General features: G+C 39.0%; 25 protein-coding genes and 1 riboswitch. Of the genes, 5 read left to right on the forward strand and 20 right to left on the reverse strand.

All coding sequences use genetic code 11. The features are described 5' to 3' along the window. The 7 genes from LC040_08720 to LC040_08750 form a co-directional block, all read right to left on the reverse strand. Positions 1 to 489 (reverse strand): dihydrofolate reductase, encoded by a 489-nt coding sequence (locus LC040_08720; GenBank protein ID WLR52951.1) that lies wholly within the window; start codon positions 487 to 489, stop codon positions 1 to 3. 100 nt (positions 490 to 589) lie between these two features. Further along, on the reverse strand, positions 590 to 1,537 hold the full coding sequence (locus LC040_08725) for a thymidylate synthase (GenBank protein WLR52952.1): 948 nt from the start codon (positions 1,535 to 1,537) through the stop codon (positions 590 to 592). A gap of 111 nt (positions 1,538 to 1,648) precedes the next feature. Further along, on the reverse strand, positions 1,649 to 2,419 hold the full coding sequence (locus LC040_08730; protein WLR52953.1) for a LysM peptidoglycan-binding domain-containing protein: 771 nt from the start codon (positions 2,417 to 2,419) through the stop codon (positions 1,649 to 1,651). A gap of 226 nt (positions 2,420 to 2,645) precedes the next feature. Beyond that, positions 2,646 to 3,074 carry a hypothetical protein gene (locus LC040_08735; GenBank protein ID WLR52954.1) on the reverse strand — a complete coding sequence of 143 codons (429 nt, stop codon included), beginning with the start codon at positions 3,072 to 3,074 and terminating at the stop codon, positions 2,646 to 2,648. 97 nt (positions 3,075 to 3,171) lie between these two features. Next, a complete protein-coding gene (locus tag LC040_08740) occupies positions 3,172 to 3,870 on the reverse strand; it encodes an MFS transporter (GenBank protein WLR52955.1) in 699 nt (232 codons plus the stop codon). A 54-nt stretch (positions 3,871 to 3,924) separates the two neighbouring features. Further along, positions 3,925 to 4,500, reverse strand: a complete 576-nt coding sequence (locus tag LC040_08745; protein ID WLR52956.1) for a metalloregulator ArsR/SmtB family transcription factor — start codon at positions 4,498 to 4,500, stop codon at positions 3,925 to 3,927. 98 nt (positions 4,501 to 4,598) lie between these two features. After that, positions 4,599 to 5,357, reverse strand: coding sequence for an N-acetylmuramoyl-L-alanine amidase (locus LC040_08750; protein ID WLR52957.1), 759 nt, complete (start codon positions 5,355 to 5,357; stop codon positions 4,599 to 4,601). Between the two features lie 172 nt (positions 5,358 to 5,529). On the opposite strand from LC040_08750, the gene LC040_08755 reads away from it, so the two are divergent. Next, a complete protein-coding gene (locus LC040_08755; protein WLR52958.1) occupies positions 5,530 to 6,084 on the forward strand; it encodes an NYN domain-containing protein in 555 nt (184 codons plus the stop codon). A gap of 297 nt (positions 6,085 to 6,381) precedes the next feature. Here LC040_08755 and aldA read toward each other — a convergent pair whose 3' ends face one another. After that, the gene (gene aldA / locus LC040_08760; GenBank protein WLR52959.1) at positions 6,382 to 7,830 is read right to left on the reverse strand and encodes an aldehyde dehydrogenase; all 1,449 of its coding nucleotides are present in this window, start codon (positions 7,828 to 7,830) and stop codon (positions 6,382 to 6,384) included. A gap of 131 nt (positions 7,831 to 7,961) precedes the next feature. On the opposite strand from aldA, the gene LC040_08765 reads away from it, so the two are divergent. After that, positions 7,962 to 8,681, forward strand: coding sequence for a DUF421 domain-containing protein (locus tag LC040_08765; GenBank protein WLR53237.1), 720 nt, complete (start codon positions 7,962 to 7,964; stop codon positions 8,679 to 8,681). A 40-nt stretch (positions 8,682 to 8,721) separates the two neighbouring features. Here LC040_08765 and LC040_08770 read toward each other — a convergent pair whose 3' ends face one another. Then, positions 8,722 to 9,810: an NAD(P)-binding protein gene (locus LC040_08770; protein WLR52960.1), complete on the reverse strand. Its 1,089-nt coding sequence runs from the start codon at positions 9,808 to 9,810 to the stop codon at positions 8,722 to 8,724. 173 nt (positions 9,811 to 9,983) lie between these two features. Between LC040_08770 and LC040_08775 the strand changes: the two genes are divergently transcribed. The 3 genes from LC040_08775 (at position 9,984) to LC040_08785 (ending at position 13,861) form a co-directional block, all read left to right on the forward strand. Further along, positions 9,984 to 11,558 carry a diguanylate cyclase gene (locus LC040_08775; protein WLR52961.1) on the forward strand — a complete coding sequence of 525 codons (1,575 nt, stop codon included), beginning with the start codon at positions 9,984 to 9,986 and terminating at the stop codon, positions 11,556 to 11,558. Positions 11,559 to 11,697: 139 nt separating this feature from the next. Then, positions 11,698 to 11,799: riboswitch (purine riboswitch) on the forward strand. Positions 11,800 to 11,945: 146 nt separating this feature from the next. Beyond that, the gene (locus tag LC040_08780) at positions 11,946 to 12,539 is read left to right on the forward strand and encodes a xanthine phosphoribosyltransferase (protein ID WLR52962.1); all 594 of its coding nucleotides are present in this window, start codon (positions 11,946 to 11,948) and stop codon (positions 12,537 to 12,539) included. An 11-nt stretch (positions 12,540 to 12,550) separates the two neighbouring features. After that, on the forward strand, positions 12,551 to 13,861 hold the full coding sequence (locus tag LC040_08785; protein WLR53238.1) for a nucleobase:cation symporter-2 family protein: 1,311 nt from the start codon (positions 12,551 to 12,553) through the stop codon (positions 13,859 to 13,861). A gap of 90 nt (positions 13,862 to 13,951) precedes the next feature. On the opposite strand, the gene LC040_08790 is transcribed toward LC040_08785, so the two are convergent. The 11 genes from LC040_08790 to LC040_08840 all read right to left on the reverse strand — a co-directional run bounded on the left by LC040_08790 (position 13,952) and on the right by LC040_08840 (position 22,042). After that, positions 13,952 to 14,698, reverse strand: coding sequence for a hypothetical protein (locus LC040_08790; GenBank protein ID WLR52963.1), 747 nt, complete (start codon positions 14,696 to 14,698; stop codon positions 13,952 to 13,954). Between the two features lie 202 nt (positions 14,699 to 14,900). Next, entirely contained in the window at positions 14,901 to 15,224 is a 324-nt protein-coding gene (locus LC040_08795; GenBank protein WLR52964.1) for a metal-sensing transcriptional repressor, read from the reverse strand. Positions 15,225 to 15,368: 144 nt separating this feature from the next. After that, positions 15,369 to 15,545, reverse strand: a complete 177-nt coding sequence (yppF, locus tag LC040_08800; GenBank protein WLR52965.1) for a YppF family protein — start codon at positions 15,543 to 15,545, stop codon at positions 15,369 to 15,371. Positions 15,546 to 15,729: 184 nt separating this feature from the next. After that, the gene (locus tag LC040_08805; protein ID WLR53239.1) at positions 15,730 to 16,350 is read right to left on the reverse strand and encodes a YpjP family protein; all 621 of its coding nucleotides are present in this window, start codon (positions 16,348 to 16,350) and stop codon (positions 15,730 to 15,732) included. A gap of 120 nt (positions 16,351 to 16,470) precedes the next feature. After that, positions 16,471 to 17,538 carry a phosphodiester glycosidase family protein gene (locus LC040_08810; GenBank protein ID WLR52966.1) on the reverse strand — a complete coding sequence of 356 codons (1,068 nt, stop codon included), beginning with the start codon at positions 17,536 to 17,538 and terminating at the stop codon, positions 16,471 to 16,473. Further along, positions 17,535 to 17,978, reverse strand: coding sequence for a hypothetical protein (locus LC040_08815; GenBank protein ID WLR52967.1), 444 nt, complete (start codon positions 17,976 to 17,978; stop codon positions 17,535 to 17,537). Before LC040_08815 ends, LC040_08810 begins: the two co-directional genes overlap by 4 nt. A gap of 128 nt (positions 17,979 to 18,106) precedes the next feature. Beyond that, positions 18,107 to 19,330 (reverse strand): stalk domain-containing protein, encoded by a 1,224-nt coding sequence (locus tag LC040_08820; GenBank protein ID WLR52968.1) that lies wholly within the window; start codon positions 19,328 to 19,330, stop codon positions 18,107 to 18,109. A 27-nt stretch (positions 19,331 to 19,357) separates the two neighbouring features. Beyond that, a complete protein-coding gene (locus tag LC040_08825) occupies positions 19,358 to 19,615 on the reverse strand; it encodes a hypothetical protein (protein ID WLR52969.1) in 258 nt (85 codons plus the stop codon). A 53-nt stretch (positions 19,616 to 19,668) separates the two neighbouring features. Continuing rightward, a complete protein-coding gene (locus tag LC040_08830; GenBank protein WLR52970.1) occupies positions 19,669 to 20,838 on the reverse strand; it encodes an LL-diaminopimelate aminotransferase in 1,170 nt (389 codons plus the stop codon). A gap of 240 nt (positions 20,839 to 21,078) precedes the next feature. Continuing rightward, positions 21,079 to 21,216, reverse strand: coding sequence for a YuzL family protein (locus tag LC040_08835; protein ID WLR52971.1), 138 nt, complete (start codon positions 21,214 to 21,216; stop codon positions 21,079 to 21,081). A 16-nt stretch (positions 21,217 to 21,232) separates the two neighbouring features. Beyond that, positions 21,233 to 22,042, reverse strand: coding sequence for a class I SAM-dependent methyltransferase (locus tag LC040_08840; GenBank protein WLR52972.1), 810 nt, complete (start codon positions 22,040 to 22,042; stop codon positions 21,233 to 21,235). Positions 22,043 to 22,132 lie beyond the last annotated feature (90 nt).

The raw sequence follows: 22,132 nt of genomic DNA on the forward strand, positions 1-22,132 counted from the left end.
TTACTCATTTCGTTCATATACTTGAAAATAATATTCATAGGGGTTTTTCTCGTCGTGTAAGCCTTTTTCCTGAGAAACAAGCTTCCATTCTTCTGGGTCAATTTCAGGAAAAAACGTATCTCCATCAAAGCTCTCTTCAATTTTTGTAATATAGAGCTTATCAGCACCCTTCAACGTTTGTTCAAAAATGTTCCCTCCGCCGATAAAAAATACTTCCTCATCGCGGGATTTTGCTTCTTTAACAGCCTCTTCTACTGAATGAAAAACCGTCACACCTTCTACTTGAAAGTCCTTATTTCGTGTAATGACAATATTTTCGCGACCTGGAAGCGGTTTTCCGATCGATTCATATGTTTTTCGACCCATCACAATTGCTCGTCCCATTGTAACCCGCTTAAAATATTTCAAGTCCTCAGGCAGACGCCACGGTAAATCATTTCCTTTTCCAATTACTCGATTTTTATCCATTGCTACTAAAAATGAAATCACCTTAACACTTCCTTTCTGCAGAAAAAGAGCGAAAATAGCACGCTAAATACTTTTATGAAGGAGAGGCCGGTTTCGCTCACACCGCTTGAATGAAATTTCCTTATACAGCAACAGGTGCTTTAATCGCTGGATGTGGGTCGTAACCTTCAAGCTCGATATCTTCCATTTCAAACTGAAACACCGATTCCACAGCTTCATTTAACTGTAACTTCGGCAAATCACGCGGCTCACGGGCCAACTGTGTTTTCACTTGTTCAAGATGATTCACGTAAAGATGAGCATCACCAAGTGTATGTACAAATTCCCCTACACCTAAACCGCACTCATGCGCAATCAAATGTGTTAAAAGTGCATAACTTGCAATGTTAAACGGCACTCCTAGGAATACATCCCCGCTGCGTTGATAAAGCTGACATGAAAGCTTCCCATCACTTACATAAAATTGGAAAAGCGTATGACAAGGCGGAAGAGCCATTGTTGGCACGTCCTCTGGATTCCACGCTGATACAATCAAGCGGCGAGAATTAGGATTCGTTTTGATTGTATCAATTACATCTTTTAATTGATCAATCGTTTCTCCAGTCGTTGTCTTCCAAGCACGCCACTGTTTCCCGTACACATCACCAAGATGACCATACTTTTCAGCAAACAGGTCATCTTCTAAAATACGCTGCTTGAATGAAGCCATTTCGTGTTGATATTGCTTATTAAATTCTTCATCCTCTAAGCTGCGGCGACCGAAATCTGACATATTCGGTCCGTTATATTCATTACTTTCAACCCAATTCTTAAAAGCCCATTCATTCCAGATGTTATTATTATGCTGTAAGAGATAGCGGATATTTGTATCTCCTTTAATAAACCAAAGTAGTTCACTTGCAATTAATCGAAATGGTACACGTTTCGTTGTCATAAGTGGAAAGCCTTTCTCCAAGTCAAAACGCATTTGATAGCCGAACGTACTAATTGTTCCCGTACCTGTTCGATCACCTTTTTGTGAACCATTTGATAAAATATGTCGACAAAGCTGCAAATACTGTTCCATCATCTCACCCTTTTTGTCCGATTCTTATGCTGTTTCATTTTATCGTACTCCGACAAATCGAACAACAAAATAAAGAAGTTGCCTCTTTCTTCTAAAGAGACAACTCCAACTATTTTAGGATTCTTTTAATTCTAACAATGGGATACGCAAAATATCACCCGGCATTAGTTTGTTCATATCTTCGAGTTCATTGTACTCTTGAATTTCTTCAATATAAAGTGGCACTCCATAATAATCTTTCGCAATTCGATATAACGTATCCCCTTGTTTTACTTCATGTTCAATGAAAGAGATGTACGTATGAGATTGTTCCGTTTCATTACTCAATTCATCTAGTAATGGCAGTTTAATAACTTCGCCTACTTTTAAATCGTGAACATTTTTAATTTGATTATACTCAACAATGACATTTGTAAATTTGTTATCGCCATAATAATTTGTAACGACCTTAGAAATTGTGTCCCCAGGCTGAATTGTATATTCGGAATAGAATTCTTCATTTTTATTAACAGGTGTACGTACAGGTGTTAGAAGAGGAATATCGACCGTAGAGCCAACACTTAAATCTTCATATGTGTTTAACTCATTCACTTTGGCCAAAATATGGAGAAAGACAGGTGAACCATATTTTTGATTCGAGATACTCCAAAGTGTGTCTCCAGATTTCACTTGATAAGGTGTCGTCTTTATTTTGCCCGCTTGGATATCATTTAATATCTTTTCTTGATTAATTTCGCTTGTGTCCATTCCAACTGCTACCACTTGATTCGAAAACATCGCCTCTGCATCGTTCGCTATAACCCCATTAGCAAAAAGAATACCGCTCGCCAAAGAAATCGACATTACGACTTTCGAATTCCAAACCATTTTTTTACCGTTCCTCATAAAAATATTCCCCCTGTTACCTTTGATTTTCCCAAAGCCCACCGAACGTCTAAGTAACCAAAATATGCTCAAAGCTTCACGATTGAATCCTTTGAACAAATAACCTCCTATTATCTTCTAAATGTTGCTCTTGTTCCCATTATATTAAATGCTATCTTAAATTTACATTAAAAATAAACTAAATGTCCTATTGATTTTTCTGAAAATAGGACTTGTCATAAATTGTTCACAATTCAATGTTGTAGTTGGTTTTTTTCGCTTTTCCCACTGTTTGTATCTTTATAACAATGATAATTGCAAATACACCAATTCCTATAAACCAGCTTCCTCCAATAACACCTAGGTCTATAGACCTTAATACAGAGAGTAGATACCCAGCGATCAGCATAAAAACACCGAACAGCGCATTGGTTATGGTATGTATAATGCCGAACACAGTTGCTTGCTTTCCCTCCGGTATATTTCTCATTAATAAAGTATCCAAACAAGCGTTACCGATCCCCCCTGCAAAGGATACAAGCACAAATAGAAGCACAGCAGTATATAAGTTTGACATTTGACTGATTAAGATTTGAAATATTCCTTCAGCAATAATAGTTAAGGCCCCAAGCAACAACAGATTTCGACGAAGCTTATCTCCTACAAGCATCGTCAAAACTAGGCCAAAACCGAGTGCTGCATAAAATAAACCAATCCCAAAATCACCTGCTTCATATTTTTCAACGGCATAAACACTTTTTTGGCGGCGCTTTTCATTTTTTACGACAGTCTCCTATTTTAAAGGGGATTCTATTAATTGAGATGACTCTGCCGCTCGGTGATGCTATTTTCAATGTTTTAGTAAGTTGATGAAAAATAAAAGCTTGGCGCTGCGTTGGCTTTCGTTCATTTAGGTGGACACGAGATATAAAAAAACCTGCGGTGAAAAAGGAAAATCCGTTCAACAAAAAAGTGATCTGTTCTCCTAAATAATATGAAAGGACACCTCCAAAAAATGACCCGATAACAAGCACAACACCGACCATCACTTGTTCATATACATTTACTTTCATTAAATATTCTCGATGAACAACTGAAGCGATCATCGCCTTACGTACAGGCTGATAAATCGCTTCGCCTATGCTTAAGAAGAATGTCCCAACATAAATAATCCATATTTCTTCTGTCCCTGAAACAAATAAAAAGGACAAAGCAAAGAAAATTCGAGCGAAATCCGTTACCATTAAAATGTTCTTACGAGAGTATCGGTCAGCAAGTACACCTGCCAATGGACTAAAAAACAAGGTTGGGATAAGTTTAATCGCTAATATGATTCCAACTGCCATGCCTGAACCTGTTAATTTAAGCAGCAAAGCAAGAACCGCCACCTGGCTAAACCGATCGCCTACTCCATTTATAATGCCGGCATAAAATAACTTTCGATACACTTGTTCATGCTTTAAGATCCCCATCCTCTACTCCCCCCACCTAATTAGATTAATATCTAATTAGGTGTTTAAAAAAATTTAAACTTCAACAGGCCACATTTCTTTTGGGTTACACTCATATTGATTATTTTCCCGGTGCATGTAGTGATTCATCACAAATTCTCTCCGTACCGTTGCATAGTCTGCAAAGAAACGGCGAATATATACGTTGATTTCATCTTCTGTATAGGTCTTCCCAACTTGTAGCTCTTTTGCAAAATAGGCAAGTACAATCATTCTCTTCTTTCGTTGGGCTGGCAGTGAACGCAGTTTCCCTTCAGTCGTTACAAAATGACTGATGATTTCCATGCTTTCTTTATGATGAAGTGACCATTTTGTTTCTTCTTCATTTCCTATTGTCAGGATTGCACGGGCCATCGCTTCTAGCTTTCGTTCATCTAGATGAAAATAGATTGTATTTTTATCACGGCGTTCTTTAATTAAGCCAACTTCTCGAAGCTTTGTCATATGATGTGTAATTGTTGGAGGTCTTAAGCCTAATTTTCCGGCAATGGCCTGGCCGTGCAGTGGCCCTTGCTTTAATAATGAAAGAATCCTAATCCGTGTCGCATCCCCCAAAGCTTTATGAAATGAAACAAGTCGATTTAACTGCATATCAACACACTCCCACTCTATTAGATTATTATCTAATTCGATAATAATCTAATTATTAAAGAATTGCAAAAAAAAAAGAACCCCGCTATGCGGAGTATCTAGTTTAATAATTTTAATCGGTCTAACATTGAGGCTAGTTCAGCTCGGGTGACCATTTGTTCTGGTCGAAAGCTTGCATCCGGATAACCTGACATAACGCCTTTTATGATTGCCTTTTCAATTGATTTTTCAGCCCAATGGCCGTGATAATCTTTCTCTGAAACTGCTGATAGCGGCTTAAATGTAACCCCGTAGTAGCGGCAAATCGCCCGTGCATCCGCTTCTGCACATTTCTTTCGGAATTCAACAGATTGCAGGCGTTTAAGTCCAGCTGGATTTGTCATAAATTCATGCTCATGCAAGACTGCGACCATTTTCGTTTCTCTAATCACATGAAAATTTGGCCAAGAAACATCTGAGCGACATGCTTTTATTCCAGTTCCGACCGGCGGAGTCCCCACAATCCTATTCATTTCTTCATTTAAAAGTTCTGCAAGCCTCTTTCCATCTGAAGAAGTGCTCCAATAAAAGGCCCAATGACCCTCAATCTGTTTGTTTGCATTTGCGTCAGCATGAATACTAAAGAAAAGATCCGCGCGTTCCCGGTTTGCCAAATCGGTCCTGTATTTAAGACCAACATCGTTGGCAAATGGCAGCTGTGTAAAGAAAACGTCAAATCCATTGTGATTTAAGAGCTTCTTTAATTCAATTCCAACGGCTGCATTGAAATGATGCTCTTCTAACCCGAGTACACCTTTGCTTCCTGTACGATTATACGTATCTTCCCCATGACCTATATCGAGCGCGATTTTTGTCATATTTTGATCCCTCCTAGAGTAAATATACTCATTTCCAGTACTTAAGGCGCATGTTAATTGCCCTCTTATCTGAAAAAATTTAATATATAATGAAATGGGTGCATAGACTGAACTATCAGTTTGGTGCAAGGCGACAATCAGCCGCACACCATTATCGGGGGATGAGAATGTGATGCAGCGAACGGCAGTATTTATTGATGGCGGTTACTTAGATAATGTGTTATTGAACTACGGTAAAGCAAAAATTGATTACGAAAAGCTCGCAAAAAGTATGTGCGGAAAAGATGAACTACTTCGCTGCTATTACTATCATTGTCTTCCATTTCAACCGCCAAACCCTACTGATGAGGAAAGGAAACAATATAACGGGGCTCAAAAGTTTTTCCGGACACTTAATCGTTTAAATAGCTTTAGCGTGCGTGAAGGCAAGCTTGCATTTCGAGGTGAAGATCATCAAGGCAGACCGATTTTTGAACAAAAGCGCGTCGATGTGTTCCTTGCGACTGATCTTGTGTTACATAGTACAAAACATTTGATTACTCATGCGGTTCTCTTAACAGGTGATAGTGATTTTCTTCCCTCACTAGAAATCGCAAAATCAGAAGGCGTTCACCTTTCTCTCTTTTATGGTGAATTCCCTGATACACTTCCACATGATGAATTACTTGATGTCGTTGATGAGAGAAAGATTATTACGCAAACGATGATTGAAACATGGAAGCGATAAGCCTTATTAGAATTGATAAAGACCCTGAGTTACGAAAGCCTGTTCTTATATGCTATAAAGATTAGTTTCGTTTTTGAAATAGCACCGAAAAGAAAGGTCACAGAGATATTCAAGTAGAGATAGAGATAGAAACAGAAGATATAAAGAGTGCAGATTCCCACGTTGACTATTAACCTAGCTACATTGCTTTGCCAGCAATAACCCCCAGTTGGCTTAGCATTCCTTTTCTCCACCAAAGGTGAAGTCCATAACTAAAAAAAGTAGCAGCCCTCATTCATAGGCTGCTACTTTTTTTAGTTATTTATAACCTTGGTCATATTCCATATAAACAGCGTGTGTTTCTAAATACTCGTTTAAACCATGTTTCCCGTCTGCTCCACCAATGCCTGATTGAGCTCTTCCGGCATGAAAACCTTGAACCGCTTCGAAATTTTCGCGATTCACAAATGTTTCTCCATAAGTGAGTTCATTAGCTGCTCGCATAATTTCATGAATATTTTCACTGTAAATCGATGATGATAAGCCGTATTCTGTGTCATTGGCATAAATAATTGCATCATCGAAATCGTCATACGTCACAATCGGAAGAACGGGACCGAAAATTTCTTGTTGAATAATGTCCATCTCTTGCTTCACATCAACAAGCACGGTTGGTTCAAAATAATAGCCTTTTTCCTGTGGTGCACGCTTACCACCTGTTAATACTTTTGCACCGTTATCAACAGCTGTTTTAACCATTTTCTCTACTGATTCTAACTGGTCTTTGTTTGCTAATGGACCGATGTCGCAAGCTTTGTTTTCTAACGGATTTCCAACGGTTGCTTGCTTCATTTTATCTGTTATTTTCTCTATAAATTCATCAGCAACACTAGTATGAACGTAGACACGCTCAGCATTTGTACATGCTTGTCCATTGTTAGTGAGGCGAGATTGAAGAATTTTCTCTACAGCAAGGTCGATATTCGCATGTTTTGTGACAAGCGCTGGTGCCTTACCGCCTAGCTCTAAGTTTACTTTTGTAATAGAACGGGCTGCGGCTTCCATCACTTTTGAACCAGCTGGATAGCTGCCTGTCATCGATACCATTCCAACTTTCTCATTACCTGATAACTCACTGCCAAGTGTTGAGCCCTTTCCTGTTACAAGGTTAAAAACACCTTTTGGCAAATCAATCTCGTGAATGATTTTTGCAAATTCGCATGCTGTATTTGATGTATATTGGCTCGGTTTTATCACAACAGTGCAGCCTGTCACAATCGCTGGCGCAAGCTTTCTAGCAAGAATGAACATTGGAAAGTTCCAAGGCACAATTCCTGAGACAACCCCAATTGGCTGCTTAAAAATTAAAATGTTTTCATTGGCACGATCACTTTGTAGAATTTCTCCTTCATAACGTCTTGCCCAGCCTGCCATATAACGGTAATAATCAATCGCCAGCTCAATTTCTGCCGTGGAAGCGTCCCATGTTTTGCCGTTTTCTTCTGTAAGTAATTCAATAAACATTTGCTTTTTGTTTTCCAGCACATCAGCAATTTTCGTTAAGTATGAGGATCGTTCAATTGCCGGAACCTTTTTCCATTCTTTTTGAGCTTTATATGCAACATCAATTGCATGCTTCGCATCTGCTTGGGTGCCACTGGGAACGCTTGAGATCACCTCTTCTGTTGCTGGATTTAATACGTCGATTGTTTCATTGGATTCTCCATTTATAAATTCACCATTAATATAATGTTGATAGCTTTTCATTATAAGCACCTCCGAAATAGGTTTGCGAAGGTACTCTTCCTTTTATCAACAAATATTAAACGTTAAGACACCTTAAGGAATAAGAAGGCATTATTATGGTGATGTTGATGATGAGGTGAATGATATTGCAGATGATCTACGACTATTTTCTTTCCCCGTTGCTCATTTTCATTGGCGGGTATATCATTTTACGAATTGCAGGCAAGAAAGCTGTCTCAGAAATGAACAGTTTTGATTTAATGTTTTTATTGCTGATCGGAAATAACCTAACCCAAGCACTTTATGTAAATAAAACATGGACTGGCCTTTATTACGGACTCGCATTTTCAATTTTTTATATTTGTTTCGCTCTTTTAACATTAAATAATAAACTCCGCTGGTTGCTTGTACCGAGCCCTATTGTTCTCGTTCGAGATGGGGATATTGATGAGGCAGCATTACGAAAAGTGAGGGTCAATACTGAAGAACTAATCGGTACGTTGCGTGAAAAAGGTTACACAAATATTAGAGATATCGAATTAGCTGTGATGGAAGACATGGGAAAAGTAAGCGTCATTCCAAAAGCCCATGCTAGGTCACTTCAACCAAGCGATCTCAACTTACAGCCAGCTCCAACCTTTATCCCAATACCGCTAATTATGAATGGAGAAATTCTTGAGCATAACATGAAATACTTGAACAAAAATCATGATTGGCTTCAAACACAACTCCAAAACTTTGGGTTAAACATGCAACAAATTTCAGATATCACCCTTGCTTCTTATAACCAACACGGCTTTTTAGATATCGACACCGACCGTCACCATCTACCAAAGAGTCCTTACATGTATAAACCCGGAAACTTAAATTAAAATGACGCTCTTTCATTGAGAAGGAGCGTCATTTATTCTTTTACGTTACTCTCGCAAAAGGTCTTAACGTTCTGCTTAATAATTTTAGCGGGTTAAAATTGCGGCCTGTTAATGCTCTTTCGACAACTTGTAGATGAAGTGATTTTGTGACGAGATCTAATCCTTGGTTATCTAATTTCTCAATAGCACGCCTTAATGTAAGCGAATCATGATAGTTTTGATAAAGTGGCTGTGCTAAACGCTCATAGTTGTCTTTCCCTGCCAGGTCAAGTGCCGCATAGACACCTGTTAGCATGGCTGAAAATTGACCAAAACCAAGAAACGGTGTCACAGCTCCAAAGCAGTCTCCGATAAAAAACGTATTACCAATACGAGGATACCTGGATTTCCCGACAATATAATCGGTTACAACAAACGGGTCAATTATTTCTAAATGTTGACCGAGATCGTGCTCTGCCTTCTTCTTAAATTGGTGCCATAATTCTTGTTTATCGATCCCTTCATTTTCAGGATATAGAGGATAGACAGTTACTAAAGTAGCCTCCAGGTCATTATGTGGAAGTAAATAGCCCATCCCTTTCGGAGCAATCCGATTATCGAACCATGTTGCAACCTCTGTCTTGTCAAATTGCCCTTTTACCGTTGCACCGAGAAATGTGGAAGAAAACGCTGTATCATATTGCTGCAAATGACTTGTATATCGCGCGTCTCCAGCTGCTAATACAATATGCGTATATTCTTTTGAAAGCTCATCATACGTAACATCAGCATGGAATTGCACTTTTCCTTTTAACTGTTGCTCCAGCTGCTTTTCGACAGAATTAACATGCTTCCCTCGCATCGTTAAAAACCCGAGATGACCATCAATACATGCGGATTCATTTTCTGAATAGACATATGTCTTTTGAATATTACTTGAAGGTTTTATATGAATATCATACTGTTCAGAAAACAGGCGAATTGCATCATCAAATGGATAGTGAAGCATCGAATACATCGCCTCAATATAATTAAACCGATCGCCCACTTCGCCTCGCTTTTCAAAAATATCCGCTTCTATTCCGTGCTTTTCTAACATTAACGCACACGTAAGTCCTGAAACCCCTGCACCCATTATTGCAATCTTCATACAAATTCCTCCACGAAATCATTTATAATAAGTTTAGGTTATGTAAAGGTCTCATTGTTATACAATGTTCTAGTTCATTTGCTTAATTTCGTTTTTACCTTCCATTTTATTGAACTTATTATCATTTAATGTATACTATGAATGTTATCGTTGAAAGAAAGGTGTCGTTTAGGATGTTACAAAAATTGAATCTAAGAAAATTAATTATGCTATTGGCTTTTTGCTCGATTTTATTCACGTTAATTAACAGCTTTATCACAGGCTACCGTGTAAATGAGGAAACATTAAAAGCTAATACACTTGAAACAAACCGTGTATACGCACAAAGGGTTGCGGCAATTGTCGAAGACTTCTTACAAACATCGATGCAAACATTGCGATACAGTGCTCAGCAAATCCCATCCTATCAAAATAATAGTGAGCAGTTGTTAAAAGAAGCAGACCGACTTAAACATCAAACGAACACCTTCAATTCTGTCTTCATAACTGATAAATTCGGGTTAATACAAGCGACCTCCCCACATATGGAAGGGTTAATAGGCGATTACATAACATCAATTGGCGGAAATCAAGCTCTTAAATTAAGAGAGCCGTTTATTTCAAAGCCTTATGAAGGAGTAACGGGGCTTAATATTTTTCTTTCCTATCCTATATATGATAAAAGCGGCCAATTTTCTGGCATGGTTGGCGGAACGATTCATTTGAGAGAGACAAATACGTTAGATCGATTGCTAGGTAAGCATTTTTATAAAGATGGTTCTTATATTTATGTCGTCGACCGAAATGGACGAATCATCTATCACCAACAGCCAGAACGCGTGAATGATGTCGTCACAAAGAATGCGGTCGTACAGCAGGTAATGCAAGGAAACAGCGGGGCACAGCGTGTTATTAATACAAAAGGAAAAGATATGCTGGCTGGCTATGCTTATATTCCAACCGCGCAATGGGGGTTTGTAGCACAACGACCAACTGAAATGGCATTAGCTCCTGCTAAGGACCTCATCACCAAAATGATTGTTAAAGCTCTGCCATTTTTCATTATTTCATTAATCATAAGCTGGTGGCTCTCAAAACGAATTTCAAAACCATTATTTGAGCTTTCGATTCAAGCTGATTTAATGCATGAAAGTGATACACCTGAAAATATCCGTAAAATTTCATCATGGTATTATGAAGCGATTCATCTTAAAGATGCTCTTCTTCGAGGTTTAGGACTTATTCATAAGCAAATGACACACATGAAGATCGAATCACAAACAGATCCGCTGACAAAGCTTATGAATCGCCGTACGATGAACACCATGCTGTCAAAATGGGAAGAAGAACAGACACCTTTTTCAGTTATTGCACTGGATATTGATAATTTCAAGCGCATAAATGACACGTATGGACATGCTAAAGGGGATGAAGTGCTCGTTTTTCTAGCTAATCATTTACAAAAATATGCAGGTAAACATGATATTTGCTGCCGAATGGGTGGAGAAGAATTTATGCTTTTCTTGCCAGAAACCTCCTCACATGAAGCGTTTATTATCGCAGAGCGTTTGCGAAAAAATTTAGAAAACACAGTTAGCCCTTGCGGAAAGCCGATTACTGTTTCAGCAGGTATTTCTGAATTTCCAATTGATGCTACCTCTCCAGCTGCGGTACTTGAAAAAGCAGACAGCTCATTATATAGTGCGAAACGTTCCGGTCGAAACCGCTGTATCATCCATGCTGCAGAAAACGCTAAAAAACTGTGCTAATCTCAATTAATTACACGGAAACCTGACGTTTTTAGAGGTTTTCCGAACATTAATATTCAGAAATTTCTTTTCTTTCGTATTTTACCCAATTTCTCTTTTCAATCGACAAATTATACGTTATACTTACAATTAAATTCTAATTTTAATAGTTTCAATAGCTCGTATAATAGTGGGAATATGGCCCACAAGTTTCTACCGAATAACCGTAAATTATTCGACTACGAGCAAGCACTGAACCATGTTTGCTTATTACACGATCTTTCCCCCGTAATAGCAAACGAACCGAACCGTTTTTTTAACCGTTGGGCTCAAAACAGTGTCTTGCTTGTAGTCAAGACATTTGTTTTGGGCTTTTTTTTATTTATGTTCAATAAAGGAGCGTTACGGATGGAATTGTTGAAGCAGAAAATTCAAAACGAAGGAATCGTCTTAAGTGAAGAAGTGCTGAAGGTTGACTCCTTTCTGAATCATCAGATGGACCCAAAGTTAATGCAAGAAATCGGAAATGAATTTGCAAAACGTTTCCAAGAGGAAAAGGTTACAAAAGTTGTAACACTCGAATCAAGTGGAATTGGCCCAGCTCTCATGACCGCTTTAGCGTTGGATGTCCCCCTCATTTTCGCACGCAAGAAGAAATCATTAACTTTAAAGGAAGACATTTTAACAGCAAGTGTTTATTCATTTACGAAACAAGAAACGAATGACATTACCATTTCGAAAAAGTTTATCAATCAGAATGATACTGTTCTTATTATTGATGACTTTCTTGCAAACGGACAAGCTGCTCTTGGCTTAATTGAGCTTGTCGAGCAAGCAGGTGCAGAAGTAGCCGGCATTGGCATTGTGATTGAAAAAGCCTTTCAAAATGGCGCACAAAAAATTGCACAAAAAGGCTATCGTATTGAATCACTTGCACGCATTCATTCATTGGAAAATAGCCGTGTAACATTTTTAAATGAACCTGTTACGCAACCTAACTAAGGAGGATTATGATGAATCCGATGAAAACTTTCTCACTAGGCTTACAGCATGTACTTGCGATGTACGCTGGAGCTGTGATAGTACCGCTAATTGTTGGCGGCGCATTAGGACTGTCATTTGAACAGCTTACATACCTTGTCTCAATTGATTTACTTGCATGCGGGGCAGCAACTTTGCTTCAAGTTGTGCGAAACCGTTTCTTTGGTATCGGTCTTCCAGTTATGCTCGGCTGTACATTTACAGCAGTTGGTCCAATGATTGCAATCGGCGGACAATACGGTATTTCTGCAATCTACGGGGCGATTCTTGCTTCAGGCCTCTTTGTTGTCTTAATTGCCAAATATTTCGGTAAATTATTAAAGTTTTTCCCACCAGTTGTAACTGGTACTGTCGTTACAATTATCGGTATTACATTAATTCCTGCGGCGATGAATAATATGGCTGGTGGTCAAGGAAGCCCGACGTTTGGAGACCCTCAAAACGTTGCACTTGCTTTCGGTGTTCTTGCATTTATCTTAATCTTAAATAAATTCTTCCGTGGTTTTATCCGTGCAATCTCTATCCTTATTGGTATGATAGCCGGGACAGTTGTAGCATCCTTTATGGGAATGGTCGATTTCTCTGAAGTTGGTAACGCCTCATGGTTTCATGTTGTAGAACCGTTTTACTTCGGTATGCCGACATTTGAACCATCAGCCATCTTAACAATGACGCTTGTTGCAATTGTCAGTTTAATTGAATCTACTGGTGTCTATTTGGCACTAGGAAATATTTGTGACCGTGATTTAAAAGAAAAAGATTTAGTAAATGGTTATCGTGCAGAAGGACTAGGCATCGTACTGGGCGGTATCTTTAATGCTTTTCCTTATACGACTTACTCACAAAATGTCGGGCTTGTTCAGCTTTCAGGCGTAAAAAGCCGTAAAGTTATCGTAACAGCTGGAAGCATTTTAATTGTACTTGGCTTTGTACCAAAAATAGCAGCGATAACAACAATCATTCCAGCTCCAGTCCTTGGCGGAGCAATGATTGCGATGTTCGGAATGGTTGTTGCTTATGGAATCAAAATGCTTTCAAATGTTGATTTTAATCAGCAAGGTAACCTGCTTATCATCGCCTGCTCTGTCGGTCTTGGCATGGGTGTGACAGTAGTTCCCGAGCTATTTGAACAATTTCCAGCAAGCATTCGAATCTTAACAGAAAACGGGATTGTAGCAGGCAGTTTAACGGCAATTTCCTTAAATATTCTATTTAATGTCATTCCAGAAGGAAAACGTCGCACTAAAAGCCATACAAGTCTTAAGGAACAAGAAGCATCTTAATGTTGTTTGCTCATCTAATTTCATCATAGAAAAACTCCACACACGAAAGCCCGGCTAAAGATGAGCAAATCTAGTCGGGCTTTCACTTGCTTATAATTTAGGAGAAATTGAAGCAAACCATTTATAAGGCCGCTTCTCCATCTTTTTAAAAAATTGATACGTTTTTGGAGCATTCTTTTTAAGCTCTAGATTAGAAGCTCCAGAATAATAATACATCGCAAAAGTCTCTGCAAAGTACTCTTCCATGTAATTAAGAAAGTAAGCACGTTCTGAGAAAAGCTTTGGTGCTTCCTCTTTCCATATCGAAGAAAAGTCTGCCTTTAACCTTGTGTCACCATATACTTTTTGAGCATAAGAGTGTGCAAGTTCATGTAGTTCAAGGTTAATCGAACCGTGGCCATCACCGTATGCACTATTGCCGATTTTTGCCGCAGCAACATATCCACCTCCAGCACCTGGAGATTGCTCCCATGTTGCATCATTGGACCAGCCCTTAGGTGTTTTGCCCCTTAGATGAGTAAACATCGGTTCATCAGTTAATTTCCCATTAAACAATTTCAGCTTCACACCGCTTGCAGAGATTTCCTTAAGTATATTCGGATGAATGCTACCAATTCGTAAGATCATATCCTCTGCGCTTTCTTTGTCATACTTACGCTTTGGAAGAATAATAATCTCAGACAGCATCTCCTTCTTCTGCTTGCTTTCAATATCTATCGTTAACTCGTTTTGCACCATGGCTTCTTTAAGACTAACGCCAGGCACTTGTACTTGAGCAGTACTATAGAATGGAACAATAATGGAAAGCAGGATCAGCAAGATCAACCAATTTTTCAAATGAAATCACTCCCTTACGCACACTCCCCCCTCTCCCTCAATGACAAAAGACTTATTATTCTTATATAAGTTATTTCCCAAAATACCTTTTTTAAAAACCTACTTAGAAGAAAAACAGCTTCATATTAAGGCGCTTTCTACCTAGATCAGCACATTAAAAGACGAAAAAAAGACGCCTTCTCATAAGACGTCTTCGGCTAATTTATTTCGAGAACTGTTTCACTACTTTCATCAGTTCATCAATTGCTTCTGTCCCTTTTCCTGATGCCACTGCATCTGCTACACAATGATGTGTATGTCTTTCGAGCAAATTAAATCCTACTTTTTTAAGAGCTGCATTGATAGCAGAGATCTGTACTAGTACATCTACACAGTAACGGTCATCTTCGACCATTTTTTGAATCCCCCTTACTTGTCCTTCAATACGCTTCAAACGATTGAGAAGTTGTTTTTTCTCATCCTCTGATGGCGGATTTACTGGACTTTTGCTCGGTTGCAACTCAATATGTAACTCCTTCTCATTCATCACGTACCACCTCTTTACACATACTTTACCCGCGTGTGCTGAAAATGTCAAAAGATCTACTAGTAGAAATAAGAAAAGCATAAGTAAGACCACAAAAGCACCTATCACTACCTGTTCTGTAGTGATAGGTGCTTTTTGAGCCTTCTATAAAGGCATTGCGGCGCCTCGTTCTTCAAGTTCACGAACAAGCTCACGATAATCCGCAATTGAAAGTTCTCCATGAATGTAAGCACGACGAATATAATCCAATAGTTCATTAGCAGTGGCCGGTTTCTCGTCCTTCTCCTTCATATAACTGTGAATCACATGTTCAAGCGTCATGCTATCATCCCCCCTGTTTGGATATATCATGATCATAACATGAAATTGTACTAGTACAATGATTTTAGAATATTTTAACTATCGACAAAGTTCTACATTTCCCTTTATTTCATAGTGCTAATAGTAGAACACTTTTGCTACTTCTAATAGAAAAAGCCACTCCATAAATAGAGCAGCTTTTTCGTTAACTCATCCAATGGGGAGGAGTATTTTTATCCCAATAAATTTTTCCGAGTTCATGGTGTTCAGTGAATTTATCTTTTGCTTCATGGTAATGAAAGTTGAACCAATATCCCTCTTTTGGTGGGTTATCACGACGGACATGAAAGCGAACTAAGTCTTCTCCTGTCTTACGGTCATATAAGTGAAAAATTTTCTCCCCCATACCTCCTGCAGGTCGCTCAGATAGGGCAAGACGACGAAGCTGGTCTTCTCCCCACTCATCAGCATAACGAGCAATTACTTCTTCAATTTTCGGTAAAATTTTCGTTGAAAACTCATCACCGATTTCTCCTTCAATTGAAGGACCGAACTTTTCTTTTGCTTGCTTTCCTGCATGTTCAACAGCATATTCAGTAAAGAAAGGCTTTAAATCATCGGCCGAAACAGTGGCCGCGATTTCATGCCATGACTTTGACTTCGAATATTTGTTGTCGTTCTGATTATCTAATTCTTCTTGTTCTTCTTCATCTTCCTCTTCTTCATCTTCTCTTATTACGATTGATTCAGCTGGTATCCTGGTTTGCTGTGAATGATTACTGCCCACAACATTTGTATTTTTCTTTTGTGTGGTTTCTGCATCCACATATAAATGGGCCGGTGGTGTTACTAAGCCGAATGTCGTAATCGTAATTAATACGACAAGCGTTTTCCTAAGCCAAAGCGGCATCTTGTTAACCTCACTTTCTCTTATGTTCAAATATTATTATTTCAAAATGATGATATTCGATGTCACAGGGCGCTGTCTCCCATCTGAGGGCTTGTTCAGGATTTTTCCGTTATAGTAGAACGCACTGGAACCGCCTCCATCAAGGTTAAAAGCATCTTTAATTTTAAAACTTAACAGCTTGTCCTGTAATTCTTCTAACGTTACCCCACTACTCCAGCCTTTTCGACGGCCATCAATAACGATAAATAGCAATTCGCCATTGGAAAAGTTCCCGACGATTGTACGCGGATGGCGTGTTTGTGCCCATTTTCTTGGAATCGGCATCTTCTTTCCATCCTGAAGAAGTGTCGGCACAAAGCTAGCCCCTTGTAGTATATTACGTTCTTTCACTTGATTTGGTTTCGTAATTTTTCCGCCTACAAGATGACCTTGAGTATTAAACCCAACAAATGAAAGACTTGGGTGGTTATAAAATGTCTTAATCTTCCCATCGACCACAGTGATGCCCAACGGTGCAAGCTGTCCATTTGTTTTCCAGAAGCCTCCTGCATTGACTCCTAATACTGCACTATGTCTTTGAGCAGCATGACTTGTCGTTTCACCATTGCTGACAACCTTATCATCGGCAAGAACAACTTTCAGAGCATCTTGGTCATGTATGCTTACCTTCGCCATATAACCGCGATACCCTGCCTCAATGAGTGAATAAACTTTCGTTGTTGAGTTATTACCTTTTGTGACGCCGATTGGTTCACCAAGTAAGTTAGATAATATTTGTTCTAACACGATATCTGACTTGTTTGTTTGTTCCTTGCTTTGTGCAACAAGCTCATTTAATTTTTTTTGTTGTGCTTCTAGTGCTTCTTTTTCCTTATTCAGTTTTTTTAAAATACTCTTTACTTCATTTTTCGTATCTACTGCAGTTGTTTGGGAGGTTGATAACTCTTTTTCAATATTTTTCGTTGTCGATTCCATCTTTTCCATCGGCAGTACTGCCGCTTCCGTATCAAAGGAATGGACTGGATTTGTTTGAAAAAAAGCAAAATAAAAACCAACAACAGGTGCAAGAAGAAAAAGCAAAAAAATATTTATCCACTTTATCATCTGGATGCATCCTCTAGGCGTGCAATTGACTTGCGAAGCTCTTCAAGCTGCTTATCGAGATCTTGCATACGTTGCTGAAGCGCCGTTTTCGTCTTATCTGTGCCATCTAATGTTTCACCTGTTAATTGTAAATCTTCTTGAATGAACACTAGCTCACTTTTTACATTCAACATCTCTTTGTGTACAGCATTTAATTCATTCTCCATTTGCTTTACTTGCTTCTCATTGTTTGCTTCCACTGCTGTAATTCGTTTATCTAAGTAGTGCTGACTTTGTTGAATATAGTGATCTGCTAGGAAATAACCACCAACAACAAGCCCCACCCATAACAGGACAGAGCCGATTACGAGCGACATCACTTTACGTTTGCTTTTCGCTTCACTTACATGTTCTTTCTCAGCCTGTTGTTCATATCGATTGGATTCAAGTGAATCTGCCATGACTATTCCCCTTTCATAGAATTTTAGGATTGTTGTATTCTTTTTTGCCAAACAGAAAACCCGACTGAAATGCGAAATCAGCCGAGTTTTTTTAGATGATTCGTCTTTCATTGGCACAATCTGGCGGTTTATTTGGAAAGATGCTCAATTTGTTCCATTTGTTTCAGATCGAGCTGATTCAATAACCAAAAGGCCGCCCCTTTTAAACGATAACGCTTGGCAAGTGCAATTTTATCTTTCATACTATCGTCAGATTCATGAACAAGATTGATACCGAGCAACATTTTCTCTTTCGGTACCATTTCAAGTGTTTGTACAACACCTTCTTCAACCTTGTTAAGCGGCTCAGGATGCCGTGTACCTGTCGGAATATAGCCATATGCCATTAAGACAATTGAATCAGCAGCTTTTGCAAGTTCACGATAATCATAGTTGTTATAGTAGTTATTCACTGGAGTCACTGCAATTGCTAGCTTCTGATTATGAAGCTCATCATCCAATTCCTTTACAAATGCTGTATATTTATTACGCCACTCGTCATCCTTTTGTGTAAAACCTTCGAAATCTAGTAACACACCATCAAGTGAATGTTCCTCTGTTAGTGAAACAATATTCTCAATTGCTTGTTCTTGTTTACCTTCATTACCAAGCAACGCTTTTACACGCTCAATTGACAGTGCCGCAACCATCAAGTAACTATCATTGCTTGATTGGATAATCTCATCTGCTGATGCAAGCGGATGGTCTTCTGGCCAGAAAAACTCATTTAACATTTCGCCATCGTTTCGTTCAATATTCAGTTTTCCATCACTTGAAATACTTGACCACATATATGCCATTCCGTCGAACTTAGGCACGAATTGGCGGTGATTAAATGCAGTCAATCCATAATAAGACATAGTGTAAAGTTCTTTGGTGCTATTTGTCTCAATTTCGATCGTATTATTACCTCCGTCCCAGCGAACATTTGCTTGAAAGGCTTCACTGAAAAAGCGCAGTGGAATTAGCGTATGACCTTTTGTAATGTAAGGGGCACGATCGAGACTGAAGGCTTGTCCATTAATGAATCCTTCACTCTTTCCAACATACAACTCAACGACCTTCCCCGTTTCGTCAACCGCAACAATTTTACGTTCGCCGCCAATCCATGTGACACGGGCCCCCATGCTTTCTGCGATTGCCCGAAACGGCACAAACGTCCTGTTTTCCTTCGAAATTTCAGGTGCTGTCGGAAATGCCAAAGATACTCCATCCACATAAATTTTCATGCTTGGGATCACCTTTGCTTCTGTCCGAAATGACGGTATAAAAACAAGCATGAATACTGCCAACATGATGAGCTTTTTCTTCATATGATGTCCTTCCTTTCTTTCAAACTATCATTGTGAAGTCATTAAACCATCTAGACGACGATCAATATAGCTTTGTGCTTCACTTAAACATTGTGTTGCAGCTGTATAATCAGGCAGCTGTTGATAAGCTTCCTCAACAAGCGCTGTCAACTGCTCATCTTGCATCCCTCTTACGATATCAAGCACGAGACGTCCCACTTTCTCGACCTCGAAATCATTTTTAATTTGTGTCTTAAATTCAAGTACAGCCTCAGCAACAAGCTGTAAACGCTGAAGTTCATTCATGCGCATCTTTCCCCTTCCCATTTGAACGATTTATTAAATTGTTAGCTCTGTTCTTAATCAAATAACCTACTATTACCGATACGCTCTACTGCTTCTTGTAAACGTTCTTCCGACTGAACAAGTGCAATGCGAACAAAGCCTTCCCCGTAGCTTCCAAAAGCATTGCCTGGTGTCGTAACTACTCCGCATTTGTCAATTAATGTGTAGGCAAATTCTTTCGATGTATAGCCTGTTGGAACCTCAGCCCATACAAACATCGTTGCATTTGGGCGTTCTACCATCCACCCAATGCTGTGAAGTCCATCAACCAATACATCACGACGTCCTTTATAAAGAAGACGATTTTCTTCTAAAAATTGTGCTCCCTCCTTCAAGGCGAGCGTTGCAGCTTTTTGAATTGGCGCGAATACCCCATAATCCAAATTTGATTTTAATTTTCCAAGCATTGAAATAATATGTTCATTGCCGACAAGGTACCCGATCCGACAGCCTGCCATGTTGAAGCTTTTCGATAATGAATGAAACTCTACTGATACGTCTTTCGCTCCAGAAACTTCTAAAATACTGATTGGCTTAAGTCCGTCAAAGACAAGATCTGCGTACGCTAAGTCATGAACGACAACAATGTTATGTTTTTTTGCAAATGCGACAACTTCTTCAAAGAAGGCTCTATTTGCAAGTGCTGGAACTGGATTTCCTGGGAAATTAAGAATCATCATTTTTGCCCGTTTTGCAATGTCCTCTGGAATGGCATTTAAATCAGGTAAAAATTGATTTTCTTTTTGAAGCGGCATTCCAACCATTTGTGCTCCAGCCATCTTCACTCCAGCCTCATAAGCTGTATAACCAGGATCAGGAACTAAAATGACATCATTTGCTTGAGCAAGAACCATCGGCAAATGGACAAGTCCATCTTGAGAACCCATTAATTGTAAAATCTCACGCTCCGCATCAATTGTGACACCAAACTTCTCCATCACGTAATGAGCAGCAGCTTGATGAAATTCTGCCAATCCTCTTAACGTGTAGCCATATTGCGCTTCATCTTGAACATTCTTTGCCAACTCATCACGGATCCACTTTGGCGGTGGTAAATCAGGACTGCCGATACTAAGGTCAATCATATCCGCTCCCTCTTCCACTTTCTTTGCTTTATACTGTGCTAATTCACTAAAGATACTTGTTGGAAATGCATTTGCTAAATTTGAGTATGTAAGCTGCATGAAATCCCTCCGCCATAATTTGTCATACTTATTTTAACATAAGAAATAGAGGAAATGATTTTCAAAATTTGCTAGAATTATTAAATAACAAGATTTAATCTTTTTAACTTATCCATAGAGGTTGAAAAATGAAGCAATATGTGTGGAGTTCGTTCTGTTTCATAATAATTGGTGCTTTTTTATCTAACTAACAAATATATACCAAATAAACCATAAAAAAAACCGGCTTTTGCCGGCTTCTTAGTTGCTTTTTCCACGCTTACGTTTTCTTGAACTATCTGCTTCATAGGCACCTGTTTCTTGGTTTGTTGTCCCTTGGCCTTCTACATTAGGTGAACTTAAACCTGCTCGTGCCGGGTCTTGTTTACGTTTTGCCATGTTTGAACACCTCCTCTTATTTAAGGTGTCCATGTTCTTGCTTATCCATTACATTTATTACACCGTAATGAAAGGCTGAGGTTTTTCGAATATACTGATGAAATCCAAATTGCTTAAAGCGCTGACTTCGAAAATGATCTTTTAACACTACACGTTTTTTAGCAACACGCATGGCTTCTCCAACGACATCTGCTGTTAAAGACTCATAGCCTGCAACGTGCTTAAGTCCTTTTAATCCGTCTGACTGAAGCTCTCCATCTGTAAACATCGGATCAAAATAAACGATATCAAAGGTATTGTCTGCTTGCTGCTTAAGATATGTGCAATAATCTTCATTTAAAACGTGAATACGTCGCATGGCTGCCATTATTTCTGAATGGTGCGTTTCATACTGTTTATAACCGTTACGCACAAGAAAAGCGATAACTGGATGAATTTCTAATGCAGTGACCGCTCCTTCTTCACCGACCGCCAGACTTGCAATTGTACTGTCTGCCCCAAGACCTAGCGTGCAGTCAAGTACAGTCATCCCTCTTTCAATTCCTGCTGTACTTATGAACGGGTCACCTTCCTCTTTTAGTACCCGCTTCATTCGAAACATCGATGCATTTGGGTGAAAAAAGATTCGTTCATCACTATCGTATGGATAATAAGTAAAGCGGCCTTTTTCTGCGACCAATATATCTGCTTGATATCGCTCTTTTAAAGTACTCACAGATTCATCTATTCGATTATAAAATGTGCCACCTAACTGTGCTGCTGCATCTAATGCAGCAACTTTGTTAGTAGAGTTTCTCCGTCCAGCTGTTGTTACGATTAATTCCATACTTTTCTCCTCGACTTTTTATCTAAATAACATTTGATAGCTTTGTCCGATTTAACTTTTCGTAATGAAAGTATACCATGAATGTAGTAA

It is taken from the genome of Bacillus tianshenii (assembly GCA_020524525.2).
Lineage (GTDB): Bacteria > Bacillota > Bacilli > Bacillales > Bacillaceae_N > Bacillus_AV.

Bases quoted from the DNA above. Each gene is read 5' to 3' on its own strand.
- LC040_08725 (WLR52952.1), bottom strand. From the start codon at position 1,537: ATGATGGAACAGTATTTGCAGCTTTGTCGACATATTTTATCAAATGGT.
- LC040_08730 (WLR52953.1), bottom strand. From the start codon at position 2,419: ATGAGGAACGGTAAAAAAATGGTTTGGAATTCGAAAGTCGTAATGTCG.
- LC040_08740 (WLR52955.1), bottom strand. From the start codon at position 3,870: ATGGGGATCTTAAAGCATGAACAAGTGTATCGAAAGTTATTTTATGCC.
- LC040_08745 (WLR52956.1), bottom strand. From the start codon at position 4,500: ATGCAGTTAAATCGACTTGTTTCATTTCATAAAGCTTTGGGGGATGCG.
- LC040_08750 (WLR52957.1), bottom strand. From the start codon at position 5,357: ATGACAAAAATCGCGCTCGATATAGGTCATGGGGAAGATACGTATAAT.
- LC040_08755 (WLR52958.1), top strand. From the start codon at position 5,530: ATGCAGCGAACGGCAGTATTTATTGATGGCGGTTACTTAGATAATGTG.
- aldA (WLR52959.1), bottom strand. From the start codon at position 7,830: ATGAAAAGCTATCAACATTATATTAATGGTGAATTTATAAATGGAGAA.
- LC040_08765 (WLR53237.1), top strand. From the start codon at position 7,962: ATGATCTACGACTATTTTCTTTCCCCGTTGCTCATTTTCATTGGCGGG.
- LC040_08770 (WLR52960.1), bottom strand. From the start codon at position 9,810: ATGAAGATTGCAATAATGGGTGCAGGGGTTTCAGGACTTACGTGTGCG.
- LC040_08775 (WLR52961.1), top strand. From the start codon at position 9,984: ATGTTACAAAAATTGAATCTAAGAAAATTAATTATGCTATTGGCTTTT.
- LC040_08780 (WLR52962.1), top strand. From the start codon at position 11,946: ATGGAATTGTTGAAGCAGAAAATTCAAAACGAAGGAATCGTCTTAAGT.
- LC040_08785 (WLR53238.1), top strand. From the start codon at position 12,551: ATGAATCCGATGAAAACTTTCTCACTAGGCTTACAGCATGTACTTGCG.
- LC040_08795 (WLR52964.1), bottom strand. From the start codon at position 15,224: ATGAATGAGAAGGAGTTACATATTGAGTTGCAACCGAGCAAAAGTCCA.
- yppF (WLR52965.1), bottom strand. From the start codon at position 15,545: ATGACGCTTGAACATGTGATTCACAGTTATATGAAGGAGAAGGACGAG.
- LC040_08810 (WLR52966.1), bottom strand. From the start codon at position 17,538: ATGATAAAGTGGATAAATATTTTTTTGCTTTTTCTTCTTGCACCTGTT.
- LC040_08815 (WLR52967.1), bottom strand. From the start codon at position 17,978: ATGGCAGATTCACTTGAATCCAATCGATATGAACAACAGGCTGAGAAA.
- LC040_08820 (WLR52968.1), bottom strand. From the start codon at position 19,330: ATGAAGAAAAAGCTCATCATGTTGGCAGTATTCATGCTTGTTTTTATA.
- LC040_08825 (WLR52969.1), bottom strand. From the start codon at position 19,615: ATGAATGAACTTCAGCGTTTACAGCTTGTTGCTGAGGCTGTACTTGAA.
- LC040_08830 (WLR52970.1), bottom strand. From the start codon at position 20,838: ATGCAGCTTACATACTCAAATTTAGCAAATGCATTTCCAACAAGTATC.
- LC040_08835 (WLR52971.1), bottom strand. From the start codon at position 21,216: ATGGCAAAACGTAAACAAGACCCGGCACGAGCAGGTTTAAGTTCACCT.
- LC040_08840 (WLR52972.1), bottom strand. From the start codon at position 22,042: ATGGAATTAATCGTAACAACAGCTGGACGGAGAAACTCTACTAACAAA.